Below are 23,067 nucleotides of genomic sequence, written 5' to 3'. Positions count from 1 at the left end.
ACCGCGTCAGGCGGCAGCCGGCGGAGCGACTTCACCACAGCCACGCGAGAATCGCGTCGCGGTCCCAGGTCGCGATCAACGCCTTGTTGGCCTCGCAGCCGGCGACCCGCCTGACCGTCTGGTTCCGGTCCCATTTCTCCCGCTCCGCCTTGCGCTCGAAGCAGCGCGTGGCATCCCAGAGGATGGCGATCTGCGGCGCCGACCGCGGCAGCGACGGGTCGAAGAACCCGGTGTTGGGGCGTACGAGGGCCTGGCAGCGGGCGTTGGCCGGGCCGGGCCGCAACCGCCCCTCGACCCGCGTCGCGTCGGTGACGAAGCAGGCCTCGGCGGCGCGCTGCTCGGGGGCGAGGGCCGCCAGCGCCGCCTCCGCGGCCGCGAGTTCCTTCTCGGTCGTGCGCAGGCGCACCACGCTGCTGCTGCCCGGCGCCAGTTCACTGCGGAGGCTCTTCTCGGTGACGGCCTCCACCTCGCTCATCTGTCGCAAGTAGGCTGCCGGATCGGGCATGTCCCTGGAATTGCGCTGGTACTCGGCCTGCCGACTGGCGCGCTCTGCCGGGTCGAGGTGCTTGTCGAGATTCTGCTGGAACCTGCCGACGACCTCGGCCGCCTCGGCGACCTCCTTCTTCGACACCTTCACCTGCATCGTCCACGCCTCCTCGAGGTTGACCGGCAGGTAGAGCGGCGCCGTCCGCTTCGTCATGACGACGATCTCCTCGTGGAACGGGAAGCCGCCCCGCTCGCCCTTCTGGACGAAGGGAAAGATGATGTCGTGCTCGACACCGCGCCAGGGTTCCGGCCCGGGGCGCCCGATCACCGCACCGGAGATGTCGTTGACCATGAAGGTGAGGAGTTCGGTCTCGCCCGTGTCGGCGCGCACCCGCGTGCCGTCGCGCTCGTACTCGAAGATCGGGAACGCGGCGAAGGTCACGCCGCCGGCGATGGGCGGCCTCGCGGCCCGCGGCGCACCGGCCGGCACCGCCGCAGCGCCGGACAGATGGCCCCAGACCTCCACGCTGAAGCCTCTCGGTTCCGCGACGCCGGGCGCCCGCTTCCAGATCTCCGAGAACTTCAGCAACTCACCCTCGAACGCCTTGAGCTCGGCGGGCGTCGCCTTCGCTGCGGCCCGCGCCCCCGAGGAGAGCTGCATCTTCCAGGGCTTCCAGGTGCCCACTGCGTCGTACATGTACCAGGGCTGGGCAGCGAGCGGGACGGCAAGCGCGGCGAGCGCGGCGAGGGCGAGTGCGCGCGCCGCCCAGGCGGCCGGGCGGTCAATTGCAGGCGGGATCCAGCGCATGCGTTCATGATGGCCCAGGGACGGACCCCGACGCGCCGGGCACCGGCTCGACGTCCCCGTCAAGCCAGGCGCCATCAGGCGGCACCGTCGCGAACGGGACGCGTGGCCTTCAGACGTACGCGATCCAGGCCCGCAGCGCGTCGAGGAACGGCGCCTGTGCGGCGAGGATGCGGCGACGCGCCTCGTCGAGCGCGAACCAGGCCGCACGATCGGCTTCGGGGAACTGCTGCTGGCGCCCCGAGCGAGGCGGCCATTCGAGGGTGAACACGTTGGAGCGCATCCTGGTCACGTCGAGGTCCCCCTCGGCGGCCCAGGCATGCACCACCTTGCCGCTGCGCATCCGGACGCTGCCGAGGGAGGTGAACGGCCCCTCCACCGTCGAACCGGTTTCCTCGGCAAACTCCCGGCGAGCCGCCGCGAGGGGGTCCTCGCCCGGCTCGATCTCGCCCTTGGGGATGGTCCACGCGCCGACGTCCCTGCGGACCCAGAACGGCCCCCCGGGGTGCACGAGGCACACCTCGATCACCGCGTCGCGTCGTCGGAACAGCAGCACACCCGCGCTGGCCTTGGCCGGCATCAGGGCATTCCTATCACGGGCCGGCGCGAGCGGGCTACCGGCGCTGGTTCAGGACCGACGCCGCCCCGTCCACGCCCGCGCCACGGCCTCGCCGAGACCGGCCATGGTCATCGGCTTGGACACGTAGTCGTCGAACCCCGCGTCGAGGTACTTCTCACGATCGCCCGCCATCGCGTTGGCGGTCACGGCGATCACCGGCAGGTCGCGCACCGGCGCGTCCAGGGTGCGCAACTGCGCGAGGCAGGCCGGACCGTCCATGACCGGCATCTGCACGTCGAGCAGGACCATGTCGAACGGCTCGGCCTGCAGCCTGGCCAGGGCCTCGGCGCCTCCCTCGACGACGGTCACGGAATGCCCGTGGGGCACCAGGAACGCCTGCGCGATGCGGCGGTTCACGGCGTTGTCGTCCACGGCCAGAATCCGGAGCGGCGGCACGCCCGGGCGCGCCGGGCGCGCCGACACGACAGGCGCGACCGGGCGGCGCGGCCCGGACGGCACCGTCGCGATCGCGGGCACCTCGAACCAGAACGTGCTGCCGGCACCCGGCCGGCTGCTGACGCCGATGCGGCCCCCCATCAGTTCGATCAGCTGCTTGCTGATCGCCAGCCCGAGACCGGTGCCGCCGAAACGACGCGACGTGGACGAATCGGCCTGCACGAACTGCTGGAACAGCCGCCCCTGCGCGTCCGACGAGATGCCCTCGCCGGTGTCGACGATCTCCATCCGCAGCCGCGGCCGCGCGGCGTCGCCGCGATCGAGGGATGCGCGCACCGTGACACTGCCCTGGCTGGTGAACTTGATGGCATTGCCGGTGAGGTTCAGCAGGACCTGCCGAAGGCGCATGGGGTCGCCGGCAATCCACGGTGGCACGAGGCCGTCGAGGTGCAGTTCGAAGGCCAGCCCCTTCTCGGTGGCGCGCGGCCGCAACAGCGCCATCACCTCGCTGAGCACCTGCGCGGGCTGGTAGGGGATCGACTCGATGGCGACCTGATGCTGTTCGAGCTTGGACAGGTCGAGGATGTCGTTGAGGATGCGCAGCAGCGACTCGGCCGACGTGTGCGCCGTGGTGGCGCGCTCGAGTTGCTCGGGCGTGAGGCCACTGCGGAGCAGCAGCTCCAGCATCCCGAGCACGCCGTTCATCGGCGTCCGGATCTCGTGGCTCATCGTCGCCAGGAACTGCGACTTGGCACGCGTCGCCGCCTCGGCCTGCGCCCGCTCGGCGGCCAGTTCCTGCTGCACCAGGATGTCGGCGGTGATGTCGATGTTGACGCCGACCACCAGCGGTTCGCCGTCGGGCTCGAGCACGCGCGCGTTGCAGCGGATGTAGCGCACCTCCCCGGTCGGCGTCACCACGCGGTACTGGGTCTGCAGTGGCGCCCGCTGCTCGACGGCCGCCATCAGGTCGTCGATGGCGGCGTGCGCGTCGTCGGGATGCACCACGCCGGCCCAGTCGCCCAGGGTCCACTGGGCGCGCGGTTCGAGGCCGTGCATCGCCCAGAGGCGCTCGTCCCACTCGAGCACGCCGGACCGCGCGTGGAACTCGAAGACCCCGACGTCGGACGCCGCGAGTGCCAGGTGGAGGCGGTGACGCTCGCGCTCGAGGGCGCGCTCGGCCGACCGACGGGCCTGCACTTCGCGCGAGAGCGCGTCGAGTTGGCCGGTGAGCCGGAGCAGCGGGTCGAGGGCCGCCGCGCACGCATCGGCGTCGGCTGGCGCCTCCCGCACGACCAGCAGGGTCGAAGGCGGCGCACTCGCCGCGCCCGGCACGGGCAGGACGAGCAGCGTGTCGTCGCGCACCCGCCGTGGCCCCTCGGCCGCCGGTCGCCGGAGGCGCAACGCCCGGGGCTGCCGGTGGCGGCAGGCGTCGGGCAGTTCGGTGGCGCAGGCGGCCAGCAGCGTCGCGGCCTCCCACTCGGCGGCGCGCCGGTGGCCCGCGTGCTCGAGCAGCACCACGGGCGACGCGTCGCCGGGGCTGCACACCAGCGCCGACCACGTGCCGTCGGTCAGGTCGAGGCAGGCATGCAGCGCGAGGTGCCGACACTCGTCGATGTCCAGGCCCCACAGAAGGGCCTGCTGCACGCCCGCGACCGCTTCGTGGACGGAGGCCGGCGCAGCGGCGGCCGGTTCGACGCCCGCCCTCGCATCGTTCGGGACATTGCGAGGGTGCAGGGCAGGCGACGACATCCAGGTCTCGGGGAGGAGAGGGACCGCGGCGAGGCGCATGCCTGCCGAACTCGTCCCACCAATCGACAGGGATCCGGGAGGCTTTAGCCCGGCCCTGGGGGCGGCGATGCCGGCGGAGCCGCGACGACCACCCCGGGCTCGGCGATCTCGATCCGCACCAGGGCGCGCCCGAACTGGATCTCGTCGCCGTGGCGGAGGCGGAGGCCGCGGGGGTCGCGGCGCGGCACCGCCAGTACCTCGCCATCCCGGAGCACGGATGTCCCGTTGTGGCTGCCCTCGTCGTAGACGCGGTACGCCCGGCTGGCGGCGTCGAACCTGATGCGCGCGTGGGAACGACCGACCGTCTCGGTGACGCCGTCGCGCGCATCGGCGAAGGCGAGGTGGTGACGGCGCAGCGGCGCGGTCTCGAGCGCCGCCTCGCTGGTCCGCCCGACCAGGACGGTGCCCTCCGTGAACCGCCACGTCGCGGCCAGCGCCTTGCCCCGCAGCACGGTGACGGCGAGGACGGGCGGCGGGGCCGCCAGGGCGCCACTCGTCAGGCGCTCGTAGTCGACGAGGAACCCGCGTCCGCCCTCGCCCACCGGCTCACAGGTGACGCGCACCTCCAGCCCGCGGGGCGTCTCGCATCGCACCTCGGCCAGCCTGGCCCGGACGCGCGCGTCCATGCCGTCGAGCACGGCCTCGAAGGCGGCCCATTCCTCCTGCGGGGCGCGCACGCGGATCGTCACCCGGGTGAAGGGGAACACCCGTCGCCCTTCCGAGGCCGGCTGTGCCTGCCGCTCGACGTCGTCGAGGGCGGCCTGCGCGATCTCGAGTGGCGAGGCATCCGGCGCCAGTGGCGCATCGAGGAAGGTACGAAGGCGCGCGTGCAGGGTGCGGCCCAGGGCGGTGAGAGTGGTGACGTCCATGGCAGGTCAGCGGAAGTAGCCGAGGGCGCGCGCCGCGTCGACGATGTCGCCGGCGACGGGCGCGGCGGTGCGGCCGCCATAGCCGGCGTGCTCGACGAGGACGGCAAAGGCAATCCGACGCGCGCCGCCATGGGGGGCGAACCCGACGAACCACGAGTGCGCCGGCCGGCCGTCGACCTCGGCCGTGCCGGTCTTGCCGGCGATCGGCGTGGGGTTGCCCGCCAGGCTGCGGCCGGTGCCGGCGGTGACCACGTCGCGCATGTCGCGCGCCAGCCTCTCGGCATCGGCGGGCGCGAGCCACTGCGTCGCCGTGTCCCCCGCGCCTGCCTCACCATCGGTCCACGCGATCGGCGTGACGATGCCGCCTCCCGCGATGGCCGCAGCGACGCGCGCCATCTTCATCGGCGAGGCCAGCACCTGGGCCTGGCCGTAGGCGGCATGCGGCAGCGTGCCGCGCAGCGCCCGCTCGGTCGACGGGCGCGCCACCTCGATCTGGAACGGCGACACCGCGTCGATGAGGGCGCGCGGCCCGAGGTCCATGGCGAGCTGGGCGAAGTAGGCGTTGCAGGAGACCACCAGGCCGCGGTGCAGGTCCACCGCGCCGTGCGGCACCGTGTCCATCACGTCGTCTCGCACGGGCCGCGACCAGCCGTCGATGTGGGCGCCGACCCGCCCACCCGGCAGTCGCTGGCACACGTGCGGCACGGCCTGCAGTTCCGGGTGGCTGCGCAGGGTGGCCGCCGCGACCAGCAACTTGAAGGTCGACCCGGGCGGGTAGAGGCCGTAGCGCGCGCGATCGAGCAAGGCGTCGCGGGCGCGGTCCTCGTCGGGCCGAACGCCGTCGACGTCGGCGGGCCAGGGGTAGCTCACCGAGGCGAGGACCGCGCCGGTGTCCACGTCGATCACCACGGCCGCGCCGCGCGCGTGCGCGCCGCGCTCGATGCGGGCGCGCAGGGCCTGGCCCACCCGCTGCTGCAGGCGCGCGTCGAGCGACACCTGCAGGTCGCGCGGCCGCGACAGCAGCAGCGCGACGTCCGGGCGGGAGCGGTCGAGGCCGTGACGGACGATCGGCAACAGCGCCGAGTAGTCGCGGAGCACGACCCGGTGGACCTCGCCGGTGCGCGGATGGGGCACGTCGACGAGCCGCTGGTGATCGTCGAAGCCTTTCAGCGTCGTGTCTCGTTCGCGCTCGATGAACGAGGCATTGCGCGCGCCCCAGTTGGCCTGCGTCGCCCAGTCGCCCAGCACGCCGAAGGCGACGCCGCCGAGCGGATAGCAGCGCGATGCGTCCTCGTCGCACGGCCGCGCCGGAGTCAGGCCGGCGCGTTCCCAGGCCGCCGGGATCGCCGCCATCTCGGCGCGCCGGCTCGTCGCGATCACCAGCCCCTGGCGATCGGTGATGGTCCCGCGCTCGAGGGCCCGCGCCGCAGCCACCAGCCGTGGGTTGTACTCGAAGCGGAAGCCGCCGTCGGCCTGCTCGCTGAGACTGGGCGTGGTCGCGATCGCGTCGGCATGCACCACCTGCACCCAGCCGGCTCGCCCCACGATGACCAGCGCCGCGCCCGCCAGCGTCGAGGCGAGCACCCGCACCGGCTGTCGCAGGTGCTCGCGCACCGCGCCCTGCCGACGGGCGATGGCCAGCAGCACGCCGAGCGCCGCGCAGTTGGCCAGCATCGACGACCGGCCGTGGCTGAGGAACGGCGTGACCACGCCGGTGAGCGGCAGCAGGCCGAGAACGCCGGCGGCAATCACGCCCGCCTGCACCATCAACGCCAGCGTCAGCCCGATCCCGAGCAGGGCGCTGTAGTCGCCGGGCGCACGCACGGCCACCCGGAGCCCGCGCCAGGCCAGCAGGCCGTACAGCGCGAACACCACGCACACGCCCACCCAACCGAGCTGCTCACCGACGGCCGCGATCACGAAGTCGGTGTGGCCTTCGGGGATGAACTGCGGCGAGGCAATCGCCGGCCCCGAGCCCCATCCGGCCCCGGATGCCATCGCCCATAGACCGTGCGCGATCTGGTTGCCTCCCACCACGCCGTTGTTCCACGGCTGGCTCCAGATGCGGACACGCTGCCCCACCGTGGCCGGCACGCCGATGGCCTCGGCGGCCGCGAACGCCGCGACGAGCATCACCAGGCCGAGGACGACCGCGACGGCCCGCCCACGGGCCACCGCATACAGCGCCAGCACCACCCCGGACAGCACCAGGGCCGGGCCGAGATCCTTCTGCAGGAAGAAGAACGCCAGCACCAGCGCCATGCTGCCGACCACCGGGCGCACGTCCCGCCATCGCGGCGCACGCAGCAGGCCGAGCCATGGCCGGTCGGGCGTCGCGGGCTCGGAGAGCGCGCGCAGCAGGTCGAGACGGCGCGCCAGGGCGCCGGCCATCGCGAACACGACGAGCAGGCGGATGATCTCGACCGGCTGGACGCCCAGCAGGTTCACCTTGACGCCACTCGTGCCCGGTCCCGAGCCGAACACGAGGAGCAGGGCGGCGAGCCCGAGCGCGGCCCCGAGCGGCGCCACCACCGCCCGCCGCAGCACCCAGGATTCGTAATCGATCTCGGACGCGACGAGCAGCACGGCCACGCCGGCGACGATGCCCAGGGCGAACGGCGGCGCGAGCATGGTGTCGCGCAGCGGATCGCGCACGCCGACCAGCGCCATCAGGCCGACGCCGGCCAGCACCAGCAGGATCGGCAGCAGCACCGGGTCGTCGGGTCGTCCCCGCCACCGGCGCACCGCGTGCGCCCCCCAGAAGGCGGCCAGCATCCAGGCCAGCGCGATCGCGACGCTGCGGATGTAGGTCGAGGCGGTGCGGACGATGACGCGCGCCTTGAGCGCTGCCAGGTCCGAGGGGGCGAGGAGCCGCACCGGGACCGCGCCGTTGCGGTCGCCGACTCGGGCGCGGACGGCATCGAAGCGACGATCGGCGCGGACGTCGGCGGCCGGGATCGTGACCGCGGCGAGCGCGCCGACATGGCTCGGCACCTCGTGCGTCGCCAGGTGCCGCACCAGCCGCTCGGCCACCGCCAGGCGCTCGCCCGGCCCGTCGAAGGAGACCAGCAGGGGTGCCAGCGTCTCGGGCGAACGGACGTCGGCCAGCAGCAGCGGAGATGCCGCAGGCGCACCCGCCCTCGGCACCAGTCGCCCCATGACGGCAAGCGCCACGCCCAGCGTCACCACCGCGGAGGCCAGCACCAGCGCGAGCAGTTCCGTGGCCGCGGCACGATGGGCCCGCGGGTGCCGACGTCGGGCAGACGGCCGCGTCGCGGCCGTGTCGATGATGCGCATCACTCTGGCTCCGCACTTCCGGCCGCCGCGAGGAGCGCCTCCTCGACGTCGTCCAGTTGCGCCTTGCAGGTCTCGATGTTCCGGGCGGCGTTGGCGAACCCGAGGATGGGCTCGAAGGCCTCGACGCACGCCGTGAAGCTGTCGCGCGCGCCCTCCAGGGCCCTCGCACGCTCCGCACCCGAGAGGCTGCGCGCCTCCCGTCGCAGCGTGTCGCCACGCCGCATGTGTCCGTCGCCGAGCAGCGCGCGCTCGCGTCGGCCCTGCACGTAGCCGCGCTGCTCGGCCGCGGCCATCGCCTCGCTCGCCAGTTCGACGTCGGCGGGCACGAGTCCGTAGACGGCGATGCGGGAGATGCCGAGATACGCGTCGAACGACTCCGGGTCGAGGCGCGCCGCAGCCCGGAATCGATCGATCGCCCTCCGGTAGGTGGCCTGCGTCGCCGCCGATCGGCCCGGACGGGGCGCGATGCGCAGGATGTGCGCCTCGCACAGTGCCAGCCGCGCCTCGAGGCGACGGTCGCCCGGCGACAGGCGGAGGGCCCATTGCAGCGCCTGCTGCGCCTGCTTCCAGTCGGAGAGCGACAGCGACGGCTGCTCGCTCCGGTAGTCCTCGACGACGCGGCCGGCCAGGCCGAGCAGGTGCTCGCGCAGTAGCCCGTTCACCCGGAGCCGCAGGCCGAGGTCGAGCGTGCCGTTCTGCGCCACGCGTGCGTAGCTGGCCTCGGCCGCCGTCAGCGACGGGCCGTCGATCGTCGGCACGACGTCGCGCAAGCGCTCGGCCTGCAGCCACGCCACGGCCTCGAGCATGGCCAGGTAGAGCACCACCAGCACGACGAGCGCCGACACCAGGCGGCGAAAGCGGCGTGGTCGCGGCGCCGGCCCGTCGGCCCGCCCCGCTGCCGCGGGCGCGGCCCCGGGCCGTTCGTCGCCAGCAGCTTCGGTGCGCACCGGGATGGGCGGCGGCACCCACCCGCGCCCGTCGGCCTCGCCCAGACCCCGCGGCTCGGTCGGCGGCACGGCTCCCGCCGCTCCGGGGAGCGCGGGCAGCGGTGGCGGGACCATCGGCGTCACGCGCCGCTCGGTCGCCTCGTCGACGCGCATCGTCGCCGGCGTGTCCCAGTCGGCCAGCGCCGACGGCCGGCGCCCCTCGAGACACGCCTGCAGGTCGGCGCGGAGGAGGGCCGCGCTGGGATACCGCCGCTCCGGCTGGTACGCCAGCAGGCGGTTGACGACGGCGACCAGGCCGGCGGGCACCGACTGCGGCAGCGGCTCGCGCGGCTCGTTGCCCCGGATGGCGCGCTCGAGTTGCGCCTTGAGCGACGGCGCCTGCAGGGCGCGATAGGGCCGGTGCCCCGCCAGCATCTCGAACAGGATCACGCCGAGCGACCAGTAGTCGACCTGCTCGTCGACGCGTCCGTCGATCAACCGCTCCGGCGACATGTACGCCGAGGTCCCCCAGTTGTTGGTGGTGAGCGGCGTCGCCTTGTGGAGCGCCTTGGCGATGCCGAAGTCGAGCACCACCAGGTCGCCGGCCACGCTGTCCACGCCGTGGCGCGCGACGATGTGACCGGGCTTGAGGTCGGCGTGCACGAGCCGGTCGTACCGATCGCCTTCGATCGTGGTCGCGAAGCCGTGCGCCTTCTCGAGGAACCCGCAGATCGCCAGCGCGTGGCCGATCGCGACCTCGGGCGGCAGCGGACCGGCCGCGATCGCCTCGGCCAGCGATCCGCCCTCGATCAGCTCCATGGCGATGTACAGGTCGCCGTCGGCGTCATGGCCCACGTCGAACACCGCCGGCACCATGCCGTGCGCCTCGTGGAAGGCCTTCTGTAGCATGGCGCCGCGGCGCTCGGCATCGATCCGCTCGGCCGCGTCGGCGCCATGCGCGCGCCGCACCAGCTTGAGCGCCACCCGCAACCCGTCACGCACGCGCCGGGCGTGCCACACGGTGCCGAAGCTGCCCTGATCGAAGGGCTTGTCGGCGTCGGTCTCGTATCCAGCGACCTGCCAGGGCATGGGAAGGGAACTCGCGGCTAGCGGGAGGAGGACTCGGAGACAACGACGTTGGCGGCGCGCAGCGGTTCCCGCTCGACGTCGGGCAGGCCGGCCACCGGTGACGCGCCAAAGCCTGCAAACACGTTGCGGCGCAGGGCGACGCGCGCCGCTTCGCCGACGACGACGCCAGGCCCGGCCGCACGACCGGCGGCCTGTACCAGGTTGCCGGTGGCGTCGAGCTCGGCGCGCGGCCCCAGGCGCACGGCGCCCGACGGCACCGCAAACGTGCTGCCCGACAGGGCCGCCGAGGCGCCGGCGTCCAGTTCGACGCCGCTGGTGACCGGCCCTTCGACCTGCAGCAGTTCGAGGGCACGCCCCTGCCCGATCACCCGCACGCCGACCTGCACGGGCGCCTCGGTGGTCGACGTGATGCGAATACCCGCGACCGTCCCCCCCTGGACGCCGGTCGCCGTGACCGCCGTCCAGTCGCCGACCGCGCCGGCGGGGCGGACGAACACCGACGCGCCGGTGACGCGGGCCCTGAGCGACACGCCCTCGGGCACGGTGACGGCCTCGGCATACGTGCCGGGCTCGAGCCGGATGACGTCGCCGGGACGCGCCGCCTGCACGGCCTGCGCGAGCGTGCCGACGCTGGCCGACGCCTGCGGCGCGGCGACGATGGTGCGACCGCCGATCGGGGTGAGCGTCGCGGCCCGCCAGGCGAGCAGCAGCGCGCCGAGCACGCCGATGAGTGCTCCCAGGGCGAACCACGTCGTGCGGCTGGCCAGCAGACGGCGCACCGGCCCCGGTCGTGCCCTGCCGACCTCGCTGCTGCCGCGGGTCGGCGCCGCGACGAGCGCGCCACGCAGCGCCGCGGCGAACCGCGGACCTTCGGCGTACACCACCGTCACGTTGTCGCGCCCCCCCGCCTCGTTGGCGGCAGCCACCAGCGCCCCGGCCACGGCGGCAGGATCGCCGGCGTGCTCGCGCACCAGCCGCTCGATCGTCGACGACGGCACCATGTCGGTGAGGCCGTCACTGCAGGCCAGCAGCGCCTCGTCCTCGCCGATCGCCGCCTCCACGACGTCGACGTAATGCGCCTCGTCCTTGTCGCGCAACGCACTGCCGACGTCGCGGAACACCTCGTGGCGGCGCGGGTGTCGCATCGCCTCGATCTCGCCGATCTCGTTGGCGTCCTCGCGCTCGCCGACCGGCGAGTGGTCGTGCGTGCGCTTGCGGAGCCCCTCGACGCCCATCGTGTAGAGGCGACTGTCGCCGACGTGGCCGATGGTGAGGCGGCCGTCGGCCACCAGCGCCAGCGTCACCACGCAGGTCATGCCGGCGAGCTCCTGCGAGGTGCTCGCCCGGCGGTAGATCTCGTTGTTGGCCAGCGCGATCGCCTCGCGCACGCGCTCGGCCGGCGTGCCGAGCGGGCGCGCCAGCCGCTGCAGGATGACGTCGCGGGCGATCGCGGCGGCCAGCTCGCCGGCCGCGTGGCCGCCGACGCCGTCGATCACGCCGAACAACCCGCGCTCTGCGTCCAGCAGCGGCAGGTCCTCGTTGTTGGTGCGCACGCGGCCCGCGTCGGACCGCGCCGCGGCCTGCCAGGCCCGGACGGCCGTGGCCTCAGTCACGGTCGTGGCTCCACGCCAGCCAGCCGATCCAGCCGACCGCCGAGACGAGCGAGAGGAGGAAGAGGACGTGCAGCCAGGCCATCACGCCCCCAGCGCCTCGAAGGCGATGACGATCGCGCCGGCCAGGCCGATGCGGGCGCGGGCCGGCAAGGGGTGCTCCGCGCCCGGCTGCAGGACGCCCTCGGCGCCCTGCACGGCCGGCGGGATGGCGACGTCGTCGACGGTGGTGCCCCACACGCTGACGTCCTGGACGAAGAACCGCCCGCCGCCGTCGCACCGGATGCGCAGGTGCTCGCGCGAGACCCGCGCGCTGGTGGCGATCTGCACGTCGACCCACACGGCGCTGCCGCCCCGGCCGACGGCGATGGCGTCCTTGCGCATCACGAAGGTGTGCGGGCCCTGATCGTCCTGGTACACCAGGCGGGCGCGATCGCGCCCGCCGCTCACGTCGGCGCCTCGAGCCGCCGCCGCCCCGCCCACCGCCGCACCGGACGCGCCCACCGACGACACCGGCACCTCCGACACCGCGGCGCTCCGCGCGCCGCCGCCGACGACGCTGCGCACGATGCGCGTGGTGGGCGTGCCCCCCTGCTCGACCGGCGCGGGCATGGCCAGCGTCGACACGATGCCGATCTGGCCGCGCGCCAGTTCCTCGTCCGGATCGCGAAGGATGTGGACGTCCCATCCCGACGGGGGCATCTCGATCGCTCCCAGACGGTCGCGCTCGAGCAGGCGCGCCATGATCGTCTTCACGCGGCTGCCCATCTCCCGGTTGAGCCGCTCGACCTCCGCGGTGAGCGCCTGCCCCACCTGCGCGACGATCGCCGGGACGATGCCCTCGATGGCGGCGAAGTCCTCGGCGTGGAGGTAGACGTGGTAGACGGTCGGGGCCAGCGTGCTGAACGGCAGCGGGTACAGGTTGAGCCGCAGTTCGTCTCGCACCGCCTGCCAGATGTCGCGCCCGCTGGGCGCCTTCGCCGTCGTCATCGCCCCTCCGGGTGCCCCCTGGTGTCGGGTACTATGCACCGGACGCCGCGCGCGAGTCCCAAGGGAACTCCAAGGATTCGGCAACCCCTCGCATGAAGGTCGCCTTCGGCCGCTTCACGTTCGATTCCGCCACGCGCGAGTTGCTCGACGGCGAGGCGCGCGCGCACCTGTCGCCCAAGGCGTTCGACCTGCTGCGGCTGCTGCTCGAGCGCCGCCCGGCCGTGGTCACCAAGCGCGAGATCCAGGAGCACCTCTGGCCCGACACGTTCGTGAGCGAGGCCAACCTCAGCGTCGTCGTCGCGGAAGTACGCCAGGTGATCGGCGACGACTCGCGTCAGGCCAGCTTCATCCGCACCGTGCATCGCGTCGGGTACGCCTTCAGCGGTCCCGCGCAGGACCTCGCGAAACGCCAGCCGGGTCGGGCCGCCGAGCCGCTGTGCTGGCTGGTGCGCGACGACCGCCCCTTTCCACTCGCCGACGGCACGTACGTGATCGGGCGCGACCCGCGCAGCGACGTGTGGGTGGATGCCTCCGGCGTGTCACGGCGACACGCCCGGCTCCTGGTGCGCGACGGGGAGGCCACGGTGGAGGATCTCGACTCGAGCAACGGCACGTTCGTGCGCGGCGAGCGCGTGACGCAGCCCCGCGTCCTGCAGGACGGCGACCTCATCGAGCTCGGCGCGGCCTCGATCACCTATCGCGCGTGGGCCGACGCGACGGCGGCGCGGACGGAGCGGGTCCGCCGCGAGCCGTAGCCGGCTCAGAACCAGAGACCTCCGACCACCAGCGACAACAACCCCGCCGAGAGCTGCAGCCACGCCGATGCGCCGGGTCTCTCGCTGAGTCTGCTCAGGTGCCAGCCGGCGAGACCCGAGAGTGCGGCCATCGCCGCGACCGACCCGAGCCCGAAGAGCGCGACGAACAGCAAGCGGGCAGGCAAGCCGGGAAACTCGCTCATCGCCAGAACGGCCAGTGCGCCGCTGCCCGCCAGCCCGTGCACGACGCCCACCAGGAACGCGCGCGGCGACAGCGACCAGCGACCGACGTGCAGGTGACGGCCGGCGGCCGGATGATGGTGCGCGGCCGCACCGTGCCGATGCCAGGCGTCGCTGCCCCGTCGCATCTCCTGCACACCCAGCCAGATGGCCCGCGCCCCGAGCAGCATCAGCATCACCGCGACACCGGTCTCGAGCGCATGCTCCACGCTGGCCGGCAGTGAGGTGCGCAGCGCGCCGAGCGCCACCCCGACGACGAGCAGCGCGGCCGTGTGGCCCAGGCCCCACCAGGCGCCGAGCCACGCCGTGCGGCGACTGCCGTGCCCCTCGGCAACCAGCGTCGACAGGGCCGCGACGTGATCGGGTTCGAGGGCATGGCGCATGCCGGTCACCAGCCCGAAGGCCCACGTAAGGATGGCGGCGCTCAACGGCATCAGATCGACCAGGGGCAGAGTCTCGGGGCGTGCGACAGTTGGCGCGGCGGCAGTCGCGTCAGGTGTCGCGTCAGCAGATCCGGGGCAACAGTTCCCCGAGCGGCATGGGCACCACGCGGGTCGCCCCGAGGGAAGTGCGCGTGGCGACCAGGCCCGGACGTCCCGCCTCGACCTCGCCGATGATCGCCGCGTCGCGACCGAGCGGGTGCGCGCGCCACGCGGCGAGCACCTCGGCGGCCGCGTCGGCGGCGACGACGGCGACGCACTTGCCCTCGTTGGCCACGTGCCAGGGGTCGAGGCCGAGCAGGTCGCAGGCGCCGCGCACCTCGGGCTTCACCGGCACGCGGCGCTCGTCGATCACGATGCCCACCGCCGAGGCGGTGGCGATCTCGTTCAGGGTGGCCGCGAGCCCGCCCCGCGTCGGATCGCGCAGCACGCGGATGCGCCCATCGTCGTGGAGGATGCAGCCGACCAGGCCGTGCAGGGCCGCGCAGTCGCTGACGATCGCGGTCTCGAAGGCGAGCGACTCGCGCACGCTCATCACGGCGATGCCGTGATCGCCGATCGATCCGCTCAACAACACCTTGTCGCCAGGCCGGGCCTGCGCCGGGCCGATGGGCGGCAGGCCCGACGGCACCACGCCGACGCCCGTCGTCGTCACGTAGAGGCTGTCGCCGTGGCCGCGCTCGACCACCTTGGTGTCGCCCGCGACGATCTGCACGCCGGCCGCCGCTGCCGCCGCCGCCATGCGCGCCACCACGGTGCCGAGCACCGACATCGCCAGCCCTTCCTCGATCACGAAGCCCGCGGTGAGGTAGAGCGGCGTGGCGCCGCGCATCGCGAGATCGTTGACCGTGCCGTTGACCGCGAGCTCGCCGATGCTGCCTCCCGGGAAGACCAGCGGTCGCACGACGAAGCCGTCGGTCGAGAGTGCGAGCCGCCCGGCGGGAACGTCGACGAGGCTGGCATCGCCGAGCGCGTCGAGCGCCGGGTTGCCGAAGGCGGGCACGAAAAGGTGCCGGACCAGTTCCTCCGACAGCGCGCCGCCGCCGCCGTGCCCGAGCACCACGCGCGGGTAGTCGCGCAAGGGCAGCGGACACGCCCAGGACTCGAAGTCCGGGCCGCCGCCGGGTCCGGGCAATGCGGTCTCGGCCATGTCAGGCGGTCGGCGCCGCGGCGCGGAAGCGCCCGTAGTGGTAGTAGGCCGCGCACGCGCCCTCGCCCGACACCATCGTCGCGCCAAGCGGCGTGCGTGGCGTGCAGGTGGTGCCGAACGCCGGGCACTCGTTGGGCTTGAGCGCGCCCTGCAGCACCTCGCCGCTGCGGCAGAGGGGCGACTCGGCAGTGCGGATGCCGCCGACGTCGAAGCGGATCGCGGCATCGAACTCCCGGTACGCGTCCGCGAGGCGCCACCCGCTGCCCGGGATGGTCCCGATGCCGCGCCACGCGCGATCGGACACCTCGAACACCTCCGCCAACATGCGCTGCGCGGCCGTGTTCCCCTCGTCGGTGACGACGCGGGCGTAGGCGTTCTCGACGCGCGCCTCGCCGGCCTCGAGCTGCCGCACGGCGCGGCGGATGCCCTCCAGCACGTCGAGCGGCTCGAAGCCGGTCACCACGATCGGCACGTGGAAGCGCTCAGCCAGCGCCGGGTACCCGCGCAATCCCATCACGGCGCAGACGTGCCCGGCCGCCAGGAAGGCCTGCACCCGGTTGCGCGGCGCGGTCATGATGGCGGCGATGGCCGGCGGCACGAGCACGTGCGACACGAGCATCGAGAAGTTGCGCACGCCGTGCTGGCGGGCGACGTGCACGGCCATGGCGTTGGCGGGTGCGGTGGTCTCGAAGCCGATGGCGAAGAAGACGACCTCCCGCTCCGGGTGGGCCTGCGCGAGGCGGACCGCGTCGAGGGGGGAATAGACGACGCGCACGTCGCCGCCCTCGCTCTTGACCTGGAACAGGTCGCGGCTGCTGCCCGGCACGCGCAGCATGTCGCCGAACGAGCAGAAGATGACGCCCGGGCGCGCCGCGATGGCGATCGCCTGGTCGATGACCTCGAGCGGCGTCACGCACACCGGGCAGCCGGGCCCGTGGATCAGCTCGATCTCGGGCGGCAGGATCTGGTCGATGCCGTTGCGGATGATGGCGTGCGTCTGCCCGCCACAGACCTCCATGATCGCCCACGGCCGCGTGACGATGCGCGTGATGTCGTCGGCGAGGCGGCGTGCGAGATCGCCGTCCCGGAACTCGTCGAGGTACCTCATCGCGGCGCCGCGCCCTGCAGGGACGCGCCTCGCTCGGACTGCCGGGCGGTGATCCAGTCGAGGAGCGCGTCGAGGCCGGTCCCGGTCCGCGCCGAGGTCTCGAACACGGTGATGCCGGGACGTATCGCCTGCAGGTTGGCGTGCAGGGCCCCGAGGTCGGCCTCGCACGCCTCAGCCAGGTCCACCTTGGTGATCACCGCCACGTCCGCGGAGTTGAAGATCGCGGGGTACTTGAGCGGCTTGTCCTCGCCTTCGGTGACCGACAGCAAGGCGATGCGGGCATCCTCCCCGAGGTCGTAGCTCGACGGGCACACGAGGTTGCCGACGTTCTCGATCACCAGCAGGTCGCAGGCTTCGAGGTCCCAACCCTCGAGGTGCTGCGCGATCATCTCGGCCTCGAGATGACATCGGCCCTGCGTGAGGATCTGCCGCACCGGCGCGCCGCTGCGCGCGAGCCGCTGCGCGTCGTTGTCGGTCGCCAGGTCGCCGACCAGTGCATGGACGCGGATGCCCCGCTCCACGAGCCGGCGGAGCAGGACCTCGAGCAGGCGCGTCTTGCCGGTGCCGGGGCTCGAGACGAGGTTGAGGGTGAACACCCCGTGCCCGCGAAGGCGGGCACGCAGCGCGCGGGCGAGCTCGTCGTTGCGCGACAGGACCTTCTGCCGGATCTCGAGCACGCGCGGGGTGAGGCTCATGGTGGGGCGTCCTCGTCGGTATCGTACTCGATGGAGGCGAGGTCCAGTTCGCGGCCCTGCCGCACGTCGCCGCACGGCACGTCGCACACCGGGCAGCGGAACACCGGCGGCATCGCCAGTTGGTGATCCTGCCCGCAGCCATCGCAGTGGATGACCAGCGGCACGTCCTCGATGCGCAGCGACGAGCCCGCCAGCGGCGTGCCTTCGGTGGCCAGGTCGTAACAGAAGTGCAGGGCCTCGCCGACCACGCCTGCCAGTGCGCCCACCCGCACGGTCACCGCGTGCACCCGCGACACGTCGGCCGGCAGGTGCTGCTGCGCGAGCGCGACCAGGCTCTGCGCGATGGAGAGTTCGTGCACGTCCCAGTGTAGTGTCATGGACGGCCACGGCCTCGCGCGCCGGGCACGGGAGCACGATGCAGCGCAGGCGACTGGTGGTCCGTGGCGTGGTGCAGGGAGTCGGCTTCCGGCCGTTCGTCGCCGGCCTGGCTCGCCGCCTCGGCCTCGGCGGCTGGGTGCGCAACGAGAGCGGCGCCGTGATCATCGAGGCCGAAGGTCCCGCGGCGGCTCTCGACACGCTGGCGGTCGCCCTGCGCCGCGACGCCCCGCCGCTGGCCGCCGTGGGCGACATCGAGGTGGTCGACTGCGCGCCGACGGGCGAGGCGACCTTCCATATCGATCGCAGTCGCCAGTCGGGCGACGGGCATGCGTCGATCCCGCCCGACGTGGCCACCTGCGACGCCTGCCTGCGCGAGCTCGCCGACCCTGCCGACCGACGCCACGGCTACCCGTTCCTCAACTGCACGCAGTGCGGCCCGCGCTTCACCGTCATCACGGCCCTGCCGTACGACCGCGCGTCGACGACGATGGCGCGGTTCACGATGTGCGACGCCTGCGCGCGCGAGTACGAGGATCCGGCCGACCGCCGCTATCACGCCGAACCGACCGCCTGCCCCGTGTGCGGACCGCACGCCTGGGTCGAAGGTCCGGACGTCGCCGACGCGCCTGCCGCCACACGCCACGACTCCGCATCGGCGATGGCCCAGGTGCGCGCCTGGCTCGCCGCCGGCCGCATCGTCGCGATCAAGGGGATCGGCGGCTTCCATCTCGCGTGCGACGCGACCGACGACGACGCCGTGCGCCAGTTGCGGGCGCGGAAGGGGCGCGGCGCCAAGCCCTTCGCCCTGATGGTCGACTCGCTCGACGCGGCACGACGACTGTGCGTGGTGTCGGATGCCGAGGCGCTCGCCCTGCAGTCGCGCGCCAGGCCGATCGTGCTGCTGCGGCGGCGCGCCGACGGCGCCGGCCTGGTGTCGGACGCCGTCGCGCCGGCCCAGGACACGCTCGGCCTGATGCTGCCCTACTCGCCCCTCCACCGGCTGATCGTCGGCGACACGCCGCTCGTGCTGACGTCGGGCAATCGCGCCGACGAGCCGATTGCCCGGACCAACGAGGAAGCACGCGAGCGGCTGACCACCATGGCCGACGGCCTGCTGCTGCACGATCGCGACATCCACGCGGTGTGCGACGACTCGGTCGTGCGCGTCGTGCTGGGCGCGCCCGTCCCCGTGCGCCGCTCACGCGGCTACGCGCCTTATCCCATCGCCTTGCCGTTCGCCGTGCCCGCCGTGCTCGCCGTCGGCGCCGAACTCAAGGCGACGTGCGCGGTCGCGCAGGATCGCGAGGCGTGGCTCAGCCAGCACGTCGGCGACATGGAGACCGTCGAGACGCTGCACGCCTTCGAGCGGGCCGCGGCGCACCTCCTCGACCTCTTCGCGATCACCCCGGCACGCGTCGCCTTCGACCCGCACCCCGGGTACCTGTCGTCGCGCTGGGCCCGCCAGTGGGCCGCCTCACGCGGCATCCCGACCGAGGCGGTGCACCATCACCACGCCCACCATGCCGCGCTGATGGCCGAGCACGGCCTGCCGCGCGCCTCCGGCATGATCGGCGTGGTGTTCGACGGCACCGGGTACGGCCCGGACGGCACGGTGTGGGGAGGCGAGGTCTTCGTTGGCGGCTACACATCGGTCGAGCGCGCCGCGCACCTCGCGACCACGCCGCTGCCGGCCGGCGACGCGGACGTGCGGCACGTGCCCCGCCTCGCCCTCGCCCATCTCACCGCGGCGGGCATCCCGTGGGGCGACACACTGCCCTGCGTGCGCGCCTGCCCCGACGCGGAGCGGCAGGTGCTGGCGCAGCGCCTGGCTCGCGGCCTCGGGATCGTCGCCTCGAGCAGCATGGGGCGGCTGTTCGACGCGTGTGCTGCCCTCCTCGGCCTGGCGCAGGTCGCCACCTTCGAGGCACAGGCGGCCATCGCGCTCGAGACGGCGGCCGGCCACGCCGCCACGGCATCGCCCCTCGCGGCGTTCGCCGCGCCGGTCGAGGGGGACGTCATGCGGTGCGATCCCGCGCCGATGCTGCGCGACCTGGTGGCCAGGCTGCAGCGGGGCGAGGACGTGGCGAGCCTGGCAGCCGGGTTGCACGTCGCTGTCGCCGATGCGGTGGTGGCGGCCGCCCGCCATGCCCGGGCGCGCACCGGCCTGGACGTCGTCGGCCTGTCGGGTGGGGTGTTCCAGAACGTCCGCCTCACCACCCTGGCGGCCTCGGGCCTCGACGCCGCCGGCTTCCGCGTGCTGCTGCACCGTCAGGTGCCGCCCAACGACGGCGGGCTGGCGCTCGGCCAGGCGGTGGTCGCCGGCACGCGCTGACCGCGCCGCTCACCCGCCACGGCCCGCGGCGCCCACTGGCGTACCATGGGCCCCACTGCCATGTCGCATGTCGAGGGCCGACGCGTGCTCGTCGTCGAGGACGACGCCGCCATCCGGGAGTTGCTGCACCTGCACCTGGGGCTGGCCGGCTTCAGCGTCGAGGACATCGGCGATGGCCGCGACGCGCTCGACGTCGCCCGCGCGCAGAAGTTCGACCTGCTGGTCTTCGACGTGATGCTGCCGGGGCTGGATGGCATCTCGCTGTGCCGCGCCGTGCGGACCGCCGGCGTGAACACCGGCACGCCCATCCTGATCCTCACGGCACGCGATTCCGAGGCCGACATCGTCATCGGCCTCGACAGCGGCGCCGACGACTACCTCACCAAGCCGTTCGGCGTCAGGGAACTGCAGGCCCGCGTGGCCGCGCTGATGCGGCGCACGCAGCCCGACGGCGCCGACCCGACGACGCCGCCCTCCACCGTGCTGCGGCTCGCCCCGCACGTGACGATGGACATCGACCGTCGGCAGGTGCTCGTCGACGGCGCACCCGTCGACCTGACGCGCCAGGAGTTCGACCTCCTGCACCAGCTCGTGGCGCGTCGGGGCATCGTGTTCAGCCGCGCCCGCCTCCTCCAGACGGTGTGGAAGGACGATGCATACGTCACCGAGCGCACCGTGGACACCGTGGTGAGCCGCCTGCGGAAGAAGCTCGAGGGCGATCCCCGCCAGCCCGCCCTGATCCTCACCGCCTGGGGCGTGGGCTACAAGTTCGCCGACGCCGAGTAGCCGCGCCGACGCCGCGCGCCGGCAGCGCCGACCGCCGTGTCGGCGGCGCCATCAACGTGTCACCGATTCCCAACACGCCCACCGTCGAAACTGCCGAGTGCCTGCCGAGCGCGACGAGGTGGCCGATGACAGTGGGACGCATGATGACCGCGGCGGAACGGCTCGAGGTGGCGCAGTGCCTGCTGGTGCGGGTCCTGCCCTGCGGCTGCCGCGTCGGCCTGTACCGCACCTGGACGTCGCGTGCGCTGTTGATCGTCGATGACCCGCACGACGACTGCCGCGACCGCGGACATCAGGCCGACTTCGTCATCGAGGACCGGGACGGAGCGCCGGCGGCAGCGGCGGGCCTGGCGCCGGCAGCCCGTCGACGGGCATGACGGTCCGCTGCGGCGTGAACGCCCGGGCACCTCTTTCTCACCCGGCCGCCAACCGCGCGCCGCCCGGGCCTGGTCGGCCCCTGGACCGGCCCGTGCTTGCTACGATGCAGGGGTGACGTCCTTCCCGGTGCCCTCGCCCCGACTCGGTGACCTGTCGCGCCGCGCGGCAACCGCCCTCCTGACCGCCCTGGTGTGCCTCGCGGCCGCGGCGACCGCCGCCGACGCGCAGATGCGCCGCCCGAAGGCCGAGGTGACGCCTCACGTCGAGGCTGCCCGCGTCCCGCCGGGCGGCACCACCCGTCTCGCCCTGGCCGTCTCGCTGCCCGAAGGCCTGCACGTGCAGTCGGACGCGCCCCGCGACCCGTCGCTCATCGCCACGGTGCTCTCCGTCGATGCCCCGGCAGGTGTGGAGGTGCGGCAACTGATTTACCCGACGCCCGTGGACTTCGTGCAGGAAGGGCAGCCACAGCCCCTGGCGGTCTTCGATCACGCCTTCGTGGTCGGCGCGGAGGTCGCCGTCGCGGCCGGCGCCGCCGCGGGACCGATCGTCGTGCCGGGGCGCCTGCGGTACCAGGCCTGCGACGACAAGATCTGCTTCGCGCCGCAGACGGCGACCGTGTCCTGGACGATCGAGGTCGCGCCGGGCGCGCCGGCCGCCGGAACGACGCCGGCGCCCGTGCTCGCCGCCCTCGACGCGGGTCGTCGCGTCGCGCCCGGCGCCGCGCCGGGGCCGCGGTCGATCGGGCGGTCGGCCCCGTCGGTCACGAGCGACGCCGACGTGCTGAAGACGCTCGACCGCTTCACGGTCCAGGGCACCACCGGCGGCTACCTGTCGGCAGCAGACTTCACCCGCTTCATCGAGGACGCCGGGCGCGGCGTGCGGCAGCAGGGGCTGCTCGAGGGCAAGGGCCCGATCGCGATCCTCGTCATCGTGCTGCTCGGCGGCCTCGCGCTGAACCTGACGCCGTGCGTCCTGCCGATGGTGCCCATCAACCTCGCCATCATCGGCGCGGGCGCGCAGGCCGGATCGCGGCGACGCGGGTTCCTGCTGGGGTCGGCCTACGGCGCCGCGATGGCCCTGGTGTACGGCGTCCTCGGCCTGGTGGTCATCCTCACCGCCGGGACGTTCGGCACGCTGAACGCGTCGCCGTGGTTCAACCTCGGGATCGCGATCCTGTTCGTCGTGCTCGCGCTGGCGATGTTCGACGTGATCCTGATCGACTTCTCCAATCTCGCGCAGGGGCCGTCGACGCAGGGCCGCCGAGGGTCGATGCTGCTGGCCTTCACGATGGGGGCGGTCGCCGCGCTGCTCGCCGGGGCGTGCGTGGCGCCGGTCGTCATCCAGGTGATCCTGTTTGCCAGCAGCCTCTACGCCGGAGGCACGACCCTCGCCCTCGCGCTGCCGTTCGTGCTCGGACTCGGGATGGCGCTGCCGTGGCCGCTCGCTGGCGCCGGCATGGCCGCGCTGCCGAGGCCCGGCGCGTGGATGGTGCGCGTCAAGCAGGCGATGGGCGTGCTGATCCTGGTGACGGCGGCCTACTATGCCCACCTGGCGTGGACGCTGTTCGACAACCGCCGCGTCGAGGCGGGGGCCGTGGCGCGCAGCGTCGAGGAGAAGCTGAAGGGCGGCTGGACGGCGTCGCTGGCCGAGGGCCTGGCGCAGGCCGAGCGCGAGAACAAGCCGGTCCTCATCGACTTCTGGGCGACGTGGTGCAAGAACTGCCTGACGATGGACGCGACCACGTTCGAGGATGCCGGCGTGAAGGCGGCGCTGGCCTCGTACGTGAAGATCAAGGTGCAGGCCGAGGATCCCGACGCCGAGCCGGCGCGCAGCCTGCTCTCCCGCTTCGACTCGATCGGGCTGCCCACCTACGTCGTCCTGAGGCCGGCTCCCGCCAGGGGTGACCGGTAGGGAGTCGGCCGCACACCGG

General features: G+C 73.6%; 18 protein-coding genes. 5 read left to right on the top strand and 13 right to left on the bottom strand.

All coding sequences use genetic code 11. The features are described 5' to 3' along the window. Positions 1 to 31 precede the first annotated feature (31 nt). The 8 genes from TBR22_RS06985 to TBR22_RS06950 form a co-directional block, all read right to left on the bottom strand. Positions 32 to 1,294, bottom strand: coding sequence for a hypothetical protein (locus TBR22_RS06985; protein WP_239492245.1), 1,263 nt, complete (start codon positions 1,292 to 1,294; stop codon positions 32 to 34). A 109-nt stretch (positions 1,295 to 1,403) separates the two neighbouring features. Beyond that, entirely contained in the window at positions 1,404 to 1,871 is a 468-nt protein-coding gene (locus TBR22_RS06980; RefSeq protein WP_239492244.1) for an NUDIX domain-containing protein, read from the bottom strand. A 48-nt stretch (positions 1,872 to 1,919) separates the two neighbouring features. Next, complete coding sequence (locus TBR22_RS06975) at positions 1,920 to 3,950, bottom strand: ATP-binding protein (protein WP_239492243.1); 2,031 nt, start codon at positions 3,948 to 3,950, stop codon at positions 1,920 to 1,922. A 188-nt stretch (positions 3,951 to 4,138) separates the two neighbouring features. After that, positions 4,139 to 4,963, bottom strand: coding sequence for an FHA domain-containing protein (locus TBR22_RS06970; RefSeq protein WP_239492242.1), 825 nt, complete (start codon positions 4,961 to 4,963; stop codon positions 4,139 to 4,141). 6 nt (positions 4,964 to 4,969) lie between these two features. After that, entirely contained in the window at positions 4,970 to 8,260 is a 3,291-nt protein-coding gene (locus TBR22_RS06965; protein WP_239492241.1) for an FtsW/RodA/SpoVE family cell cycle protein, read from the bottom strand. Beyond that, positions 8,260 to 10,275, bottom strand: coding sequence for a serine/threonine-protein kinase (locus TBR22_RS06960; RefSeq protein ID WP_239492240.1), 2,016 nt, complete (start codon positions 10,273 to 10,275; stop codon positions 8,260 to 8,262). The genes TBR22_RS06965 and TBR22_RS06960 overlap by 1 nt, the downstream gene beginning before the upstream one ends. A 17-nt stretch (positions 10,276 to 10,292) precedes the next feature. Beyond that, positions 10,293 to 11,888, bottom strand: a complete 1,596-nt coding sequence (locus TBR22_RS06955; protein WP_239492239.1) for a protein phosphatase 2C domain-containing protein — start codon at positions 11,886 to 11,888, stop codon at positions 10,293 to 10,295. An 81-nt stretch (positions 11,889 to 11,969) separates the two neighbouring features. After that, positions 11,970 to 12,875, bottom strand: a complete 906-nt coding sequence (locus TBR22_RS06950) for an FHA domain-containing protein (protein WP_239492238.1) — start codon at positions 12,873 to 12,875, stop codon at positions 11,970 to 11,972. Positions 12,876 to 12,967: 92 nt separating this feature from the next. Here TBR22_RS06950 and TBR22_RS06945 point away from each other — a divergent pair, with 92 nt between their 5' ends. After that, positions 12,968 to 13,630: an FHA domain-containing protein gene (locus TBR22_RS06945; RefSeq protein ID WP_239492237.1), complete on the top strand. Its 663-nt coding sequence runs from the start codon at positions 12,968 to 12,970 to the stop codon at positions 13,628 to 13,630. Between the two features lie 5 nt (positions 13,631 to 13,635). Here TBR22_RS06945 and TBR22_RS06940 read toward each other — a convergent pair whose 3' ends face one another. From TBR22_RS06940 to hypA, 5 genes are all read right to left on the bottom strand, one after another. Further along, positions 13,636 to 14,304, bottom strand: coding sequence for a hypothetical protein (locus TBR22_RS06940; RefSeq protein ID WP_239492236.1), 669 nt, complete (start codon positions 14,302 to 14,304; stop codon positions 13,636 to 13,638). A 70-nt stretch (positions 14,305 to 14,374) separates the two neighbouring features. After that, positions 14,375 to 15,460, bottom strand: coding sequence for a hydrogenase expression/formation protein HypE (gene hypE / locus TBR22_RS06935; RefSeq protein WP_239492235.1), 1,086 nt, complete (start codon positions 15,458 to 15,460; stop codon positions 14,375 to 14,377). 1 nt (position 15,461) lies between these two features. After that, entirely contained in the window at positions 15,462 to 16,568 is a 1,107-nt protein-coding gene (hypD, locus tag TBR22_RS06930) for a hydrogenase formation protein HypD (protein ID WP_239492234.1), read from the bottom strand. Further along, entirely contained in the window at positions 16,565 to 17,263 is a 699-nt protein-coding gene (gene hypB / locus TBR22_RS06925; protein ID WP_239492233.1) for a hydrogenase nickel incorporation protein HypB, read from the bottom strand. Before hypB ends, hypD begins: the two co-directional genes overlap by 4 nt. Then, positions 17,260 to 17,622, bottom strand: coding sequence for a hydrogenase maturation nickel metallochaperone HypA (gene hypA, locus TBR22_RS06920; RefSeq protein WP_239492232.1), 363 nt, complete (start codon positions 17,620 to 17,622; stop codon positions 17,260 to 17,262). The genes hypB and hypA overlap by 4 nt, the downstream gene beginning before the upstream one ends. A gap of 56 nt (positions 17,623 to 17,678) precedes the next feature. On the opposite strand from hypA, the gene hypF reads away from it, so the two are divergent. The 4 genes from hypF (at position 17,679) to TBR22_RS06900 (ending at position 23,048) form a co-directional block, all read left to right on the top strand. After that, positions 17,679 to 19,973, top strand: coding sequence for a carbamoyltransferase HypF (gene hypF / locus TBR22_RS06915; RefSeq protein WP_239492231.1), 2,295 nt, complete (start codon positions 17,679 to 17,681; stop codon positions 19,971 to 19,973). A gap of 60 nt (positions 19,974 to 20,033) precedes the next feature. Next, positions 20,034 to 20,759 (top strand): response regulator transcription factor, encoded by a 726-nt coding sequence (locus tag TBR22_RS06910; protein WP_239492230.1) that lies wholly within the window; start codon positions 20,034 to 20,036, stop codon positions 20,757 to 20,759. 125 nt (positions 20,760 to 20,884) lie between these two features. Continuing rightward, complete coding sequence (locus TBR22_RS06905; RefSeq protein WP_239492229.1) at positions 20,885 to 21,136, top strand: hypothetical protein; 252 nt, start codon at positions 20,885 to 20,887, stop codon at positions 21,134 to 21,136. 112 nt (positions 21,137 to 21,248) lie between these two features. Further along, entirely contained in the window at positions 21,249 to 23,048 is a 1,800-nt protein-coding gene (locus TBR22_RS06900) for a protein-disulfide reductase DsbD (RefSeq protein ID WP_239492228.1), read from the top strand. Positions 23,049 to 23,067 lie beyond the last annotated feature (19 nt).

The sequence above is a fragment of the Luteitalea sp. TBR-22 genome (genome assembly GCF_016865485.1).
Taxonomy (GTDB): Bacteria; Acidobacteriota; Vicinamibacteria; order Vicinamibacterales; family Vicinamibacteraceae; genus Luteitalea.
This window is presented reverse-complemented; position numbering and strand designations above follow the sequence as displayed.

Excerpts from the sequence above, each read along its gene's own strand:
- hypB (WP_239492233.1), bottom strand. The coding sequence starts at position 17,263 with ATGAGCCTCACCCCGCGCGTGCTCGAGATCCGGCAGAAGGTCCTGTCG.
- TBR22_RS06965 (WP_239492241.1), bottom strand. The coding sequence starts at position 8,260 with ATGCGCATCATCGACACGGCCGCGACGCGGCCGTCTGCCCGACGTCGG.
- hypF (WP_239492231.1), top strand. The coding sequence starts at position 17,679 with ATGCAGCGCAGGCGACTGGTGGTCCGTGGCGTGGTGCAGGGAGTCGGC.
- TBR22_RS06960 (WP_239492240.1), bottom strand. The coding sequence starts at position 10,275 with ATGCCCTGGCAGGTCGCTGGATACGAGACCGACGCCGACAAGCCCTTC.
- TBR22_RS06980 (WP_239492244.1), bottom strand. The coding sequence starts at position 1,871 with ATGCCGGCCAAGGCCAGCGCGGGTGTGCTGCTGTTCCGACGACGCGAC.
- TBR22_RS06910 (WP_239492230.1), top strand. The coding sequence starts at position 20,034 with ATGTCGCATGTCGAGGGCCGACGCGTGCTCGTCGTCGAGGACGACGCC.
- TBR22_RS06970 (WP_239492242.1), bottom strand. The coding sequence starts at position 4,963 with ATGGACGTCACCACTCTCACCGCCCTGGGCCGCACCCTGCACGCGCGC.
- hypD (WP_239492234.1), bottom strand. The coding sequence starts at position 16,568 with ATGAGGTACCTCGACGAGTTCCGGGACGGCGATCTCGCACGCCGCCTC.
- TBR22_RS06940 (WP_239492236.1), bottom strand. The coding sequence starts at position 14,304 with ATGCCGTTGAGCGCCGCCATCCTTACGTGGGCCTTCGGGCTGGTGACC.
- hypE (WP_239492235.1), bottom strand. The coding sequence starts at position 15,460 with ATGGCCGAGACCGCATTGCCCGGACCCGGCGGCGGCCCGGACTTCGAG.
- TBR22_RS06945 (WP_239492237.1), top strand. The coding sequence starts at position 12,968 with ATGAAGGTCGCCTTCGGCCGCTTCACGTTCGATTCCGCCACGCGCGAG.
- TBR22_RS06985 (WP_239492245.1), bottom strand. The coding sequence starts at position 1,294 with ATGCGCTGGATCCCGCCTGCAATTGACCGCCCGGCCGCCTGGGCGGCG.
- TBR22_RS06905 (WP_239492229.1), top strand. The coding sequence starts at position 20,885 with ATGACAGTGGGACGCATGATGACCGCGGCGGAACGGCTCGAGGTGGCG.
- TBR22_RS06950 (WP_239492238.1), bottom strand. The coding sequence starts at position 12,875 with ATGACGACGGCGAAGGCGCCCAGCGGGCGCGACATCTGGCAGGCGGTG.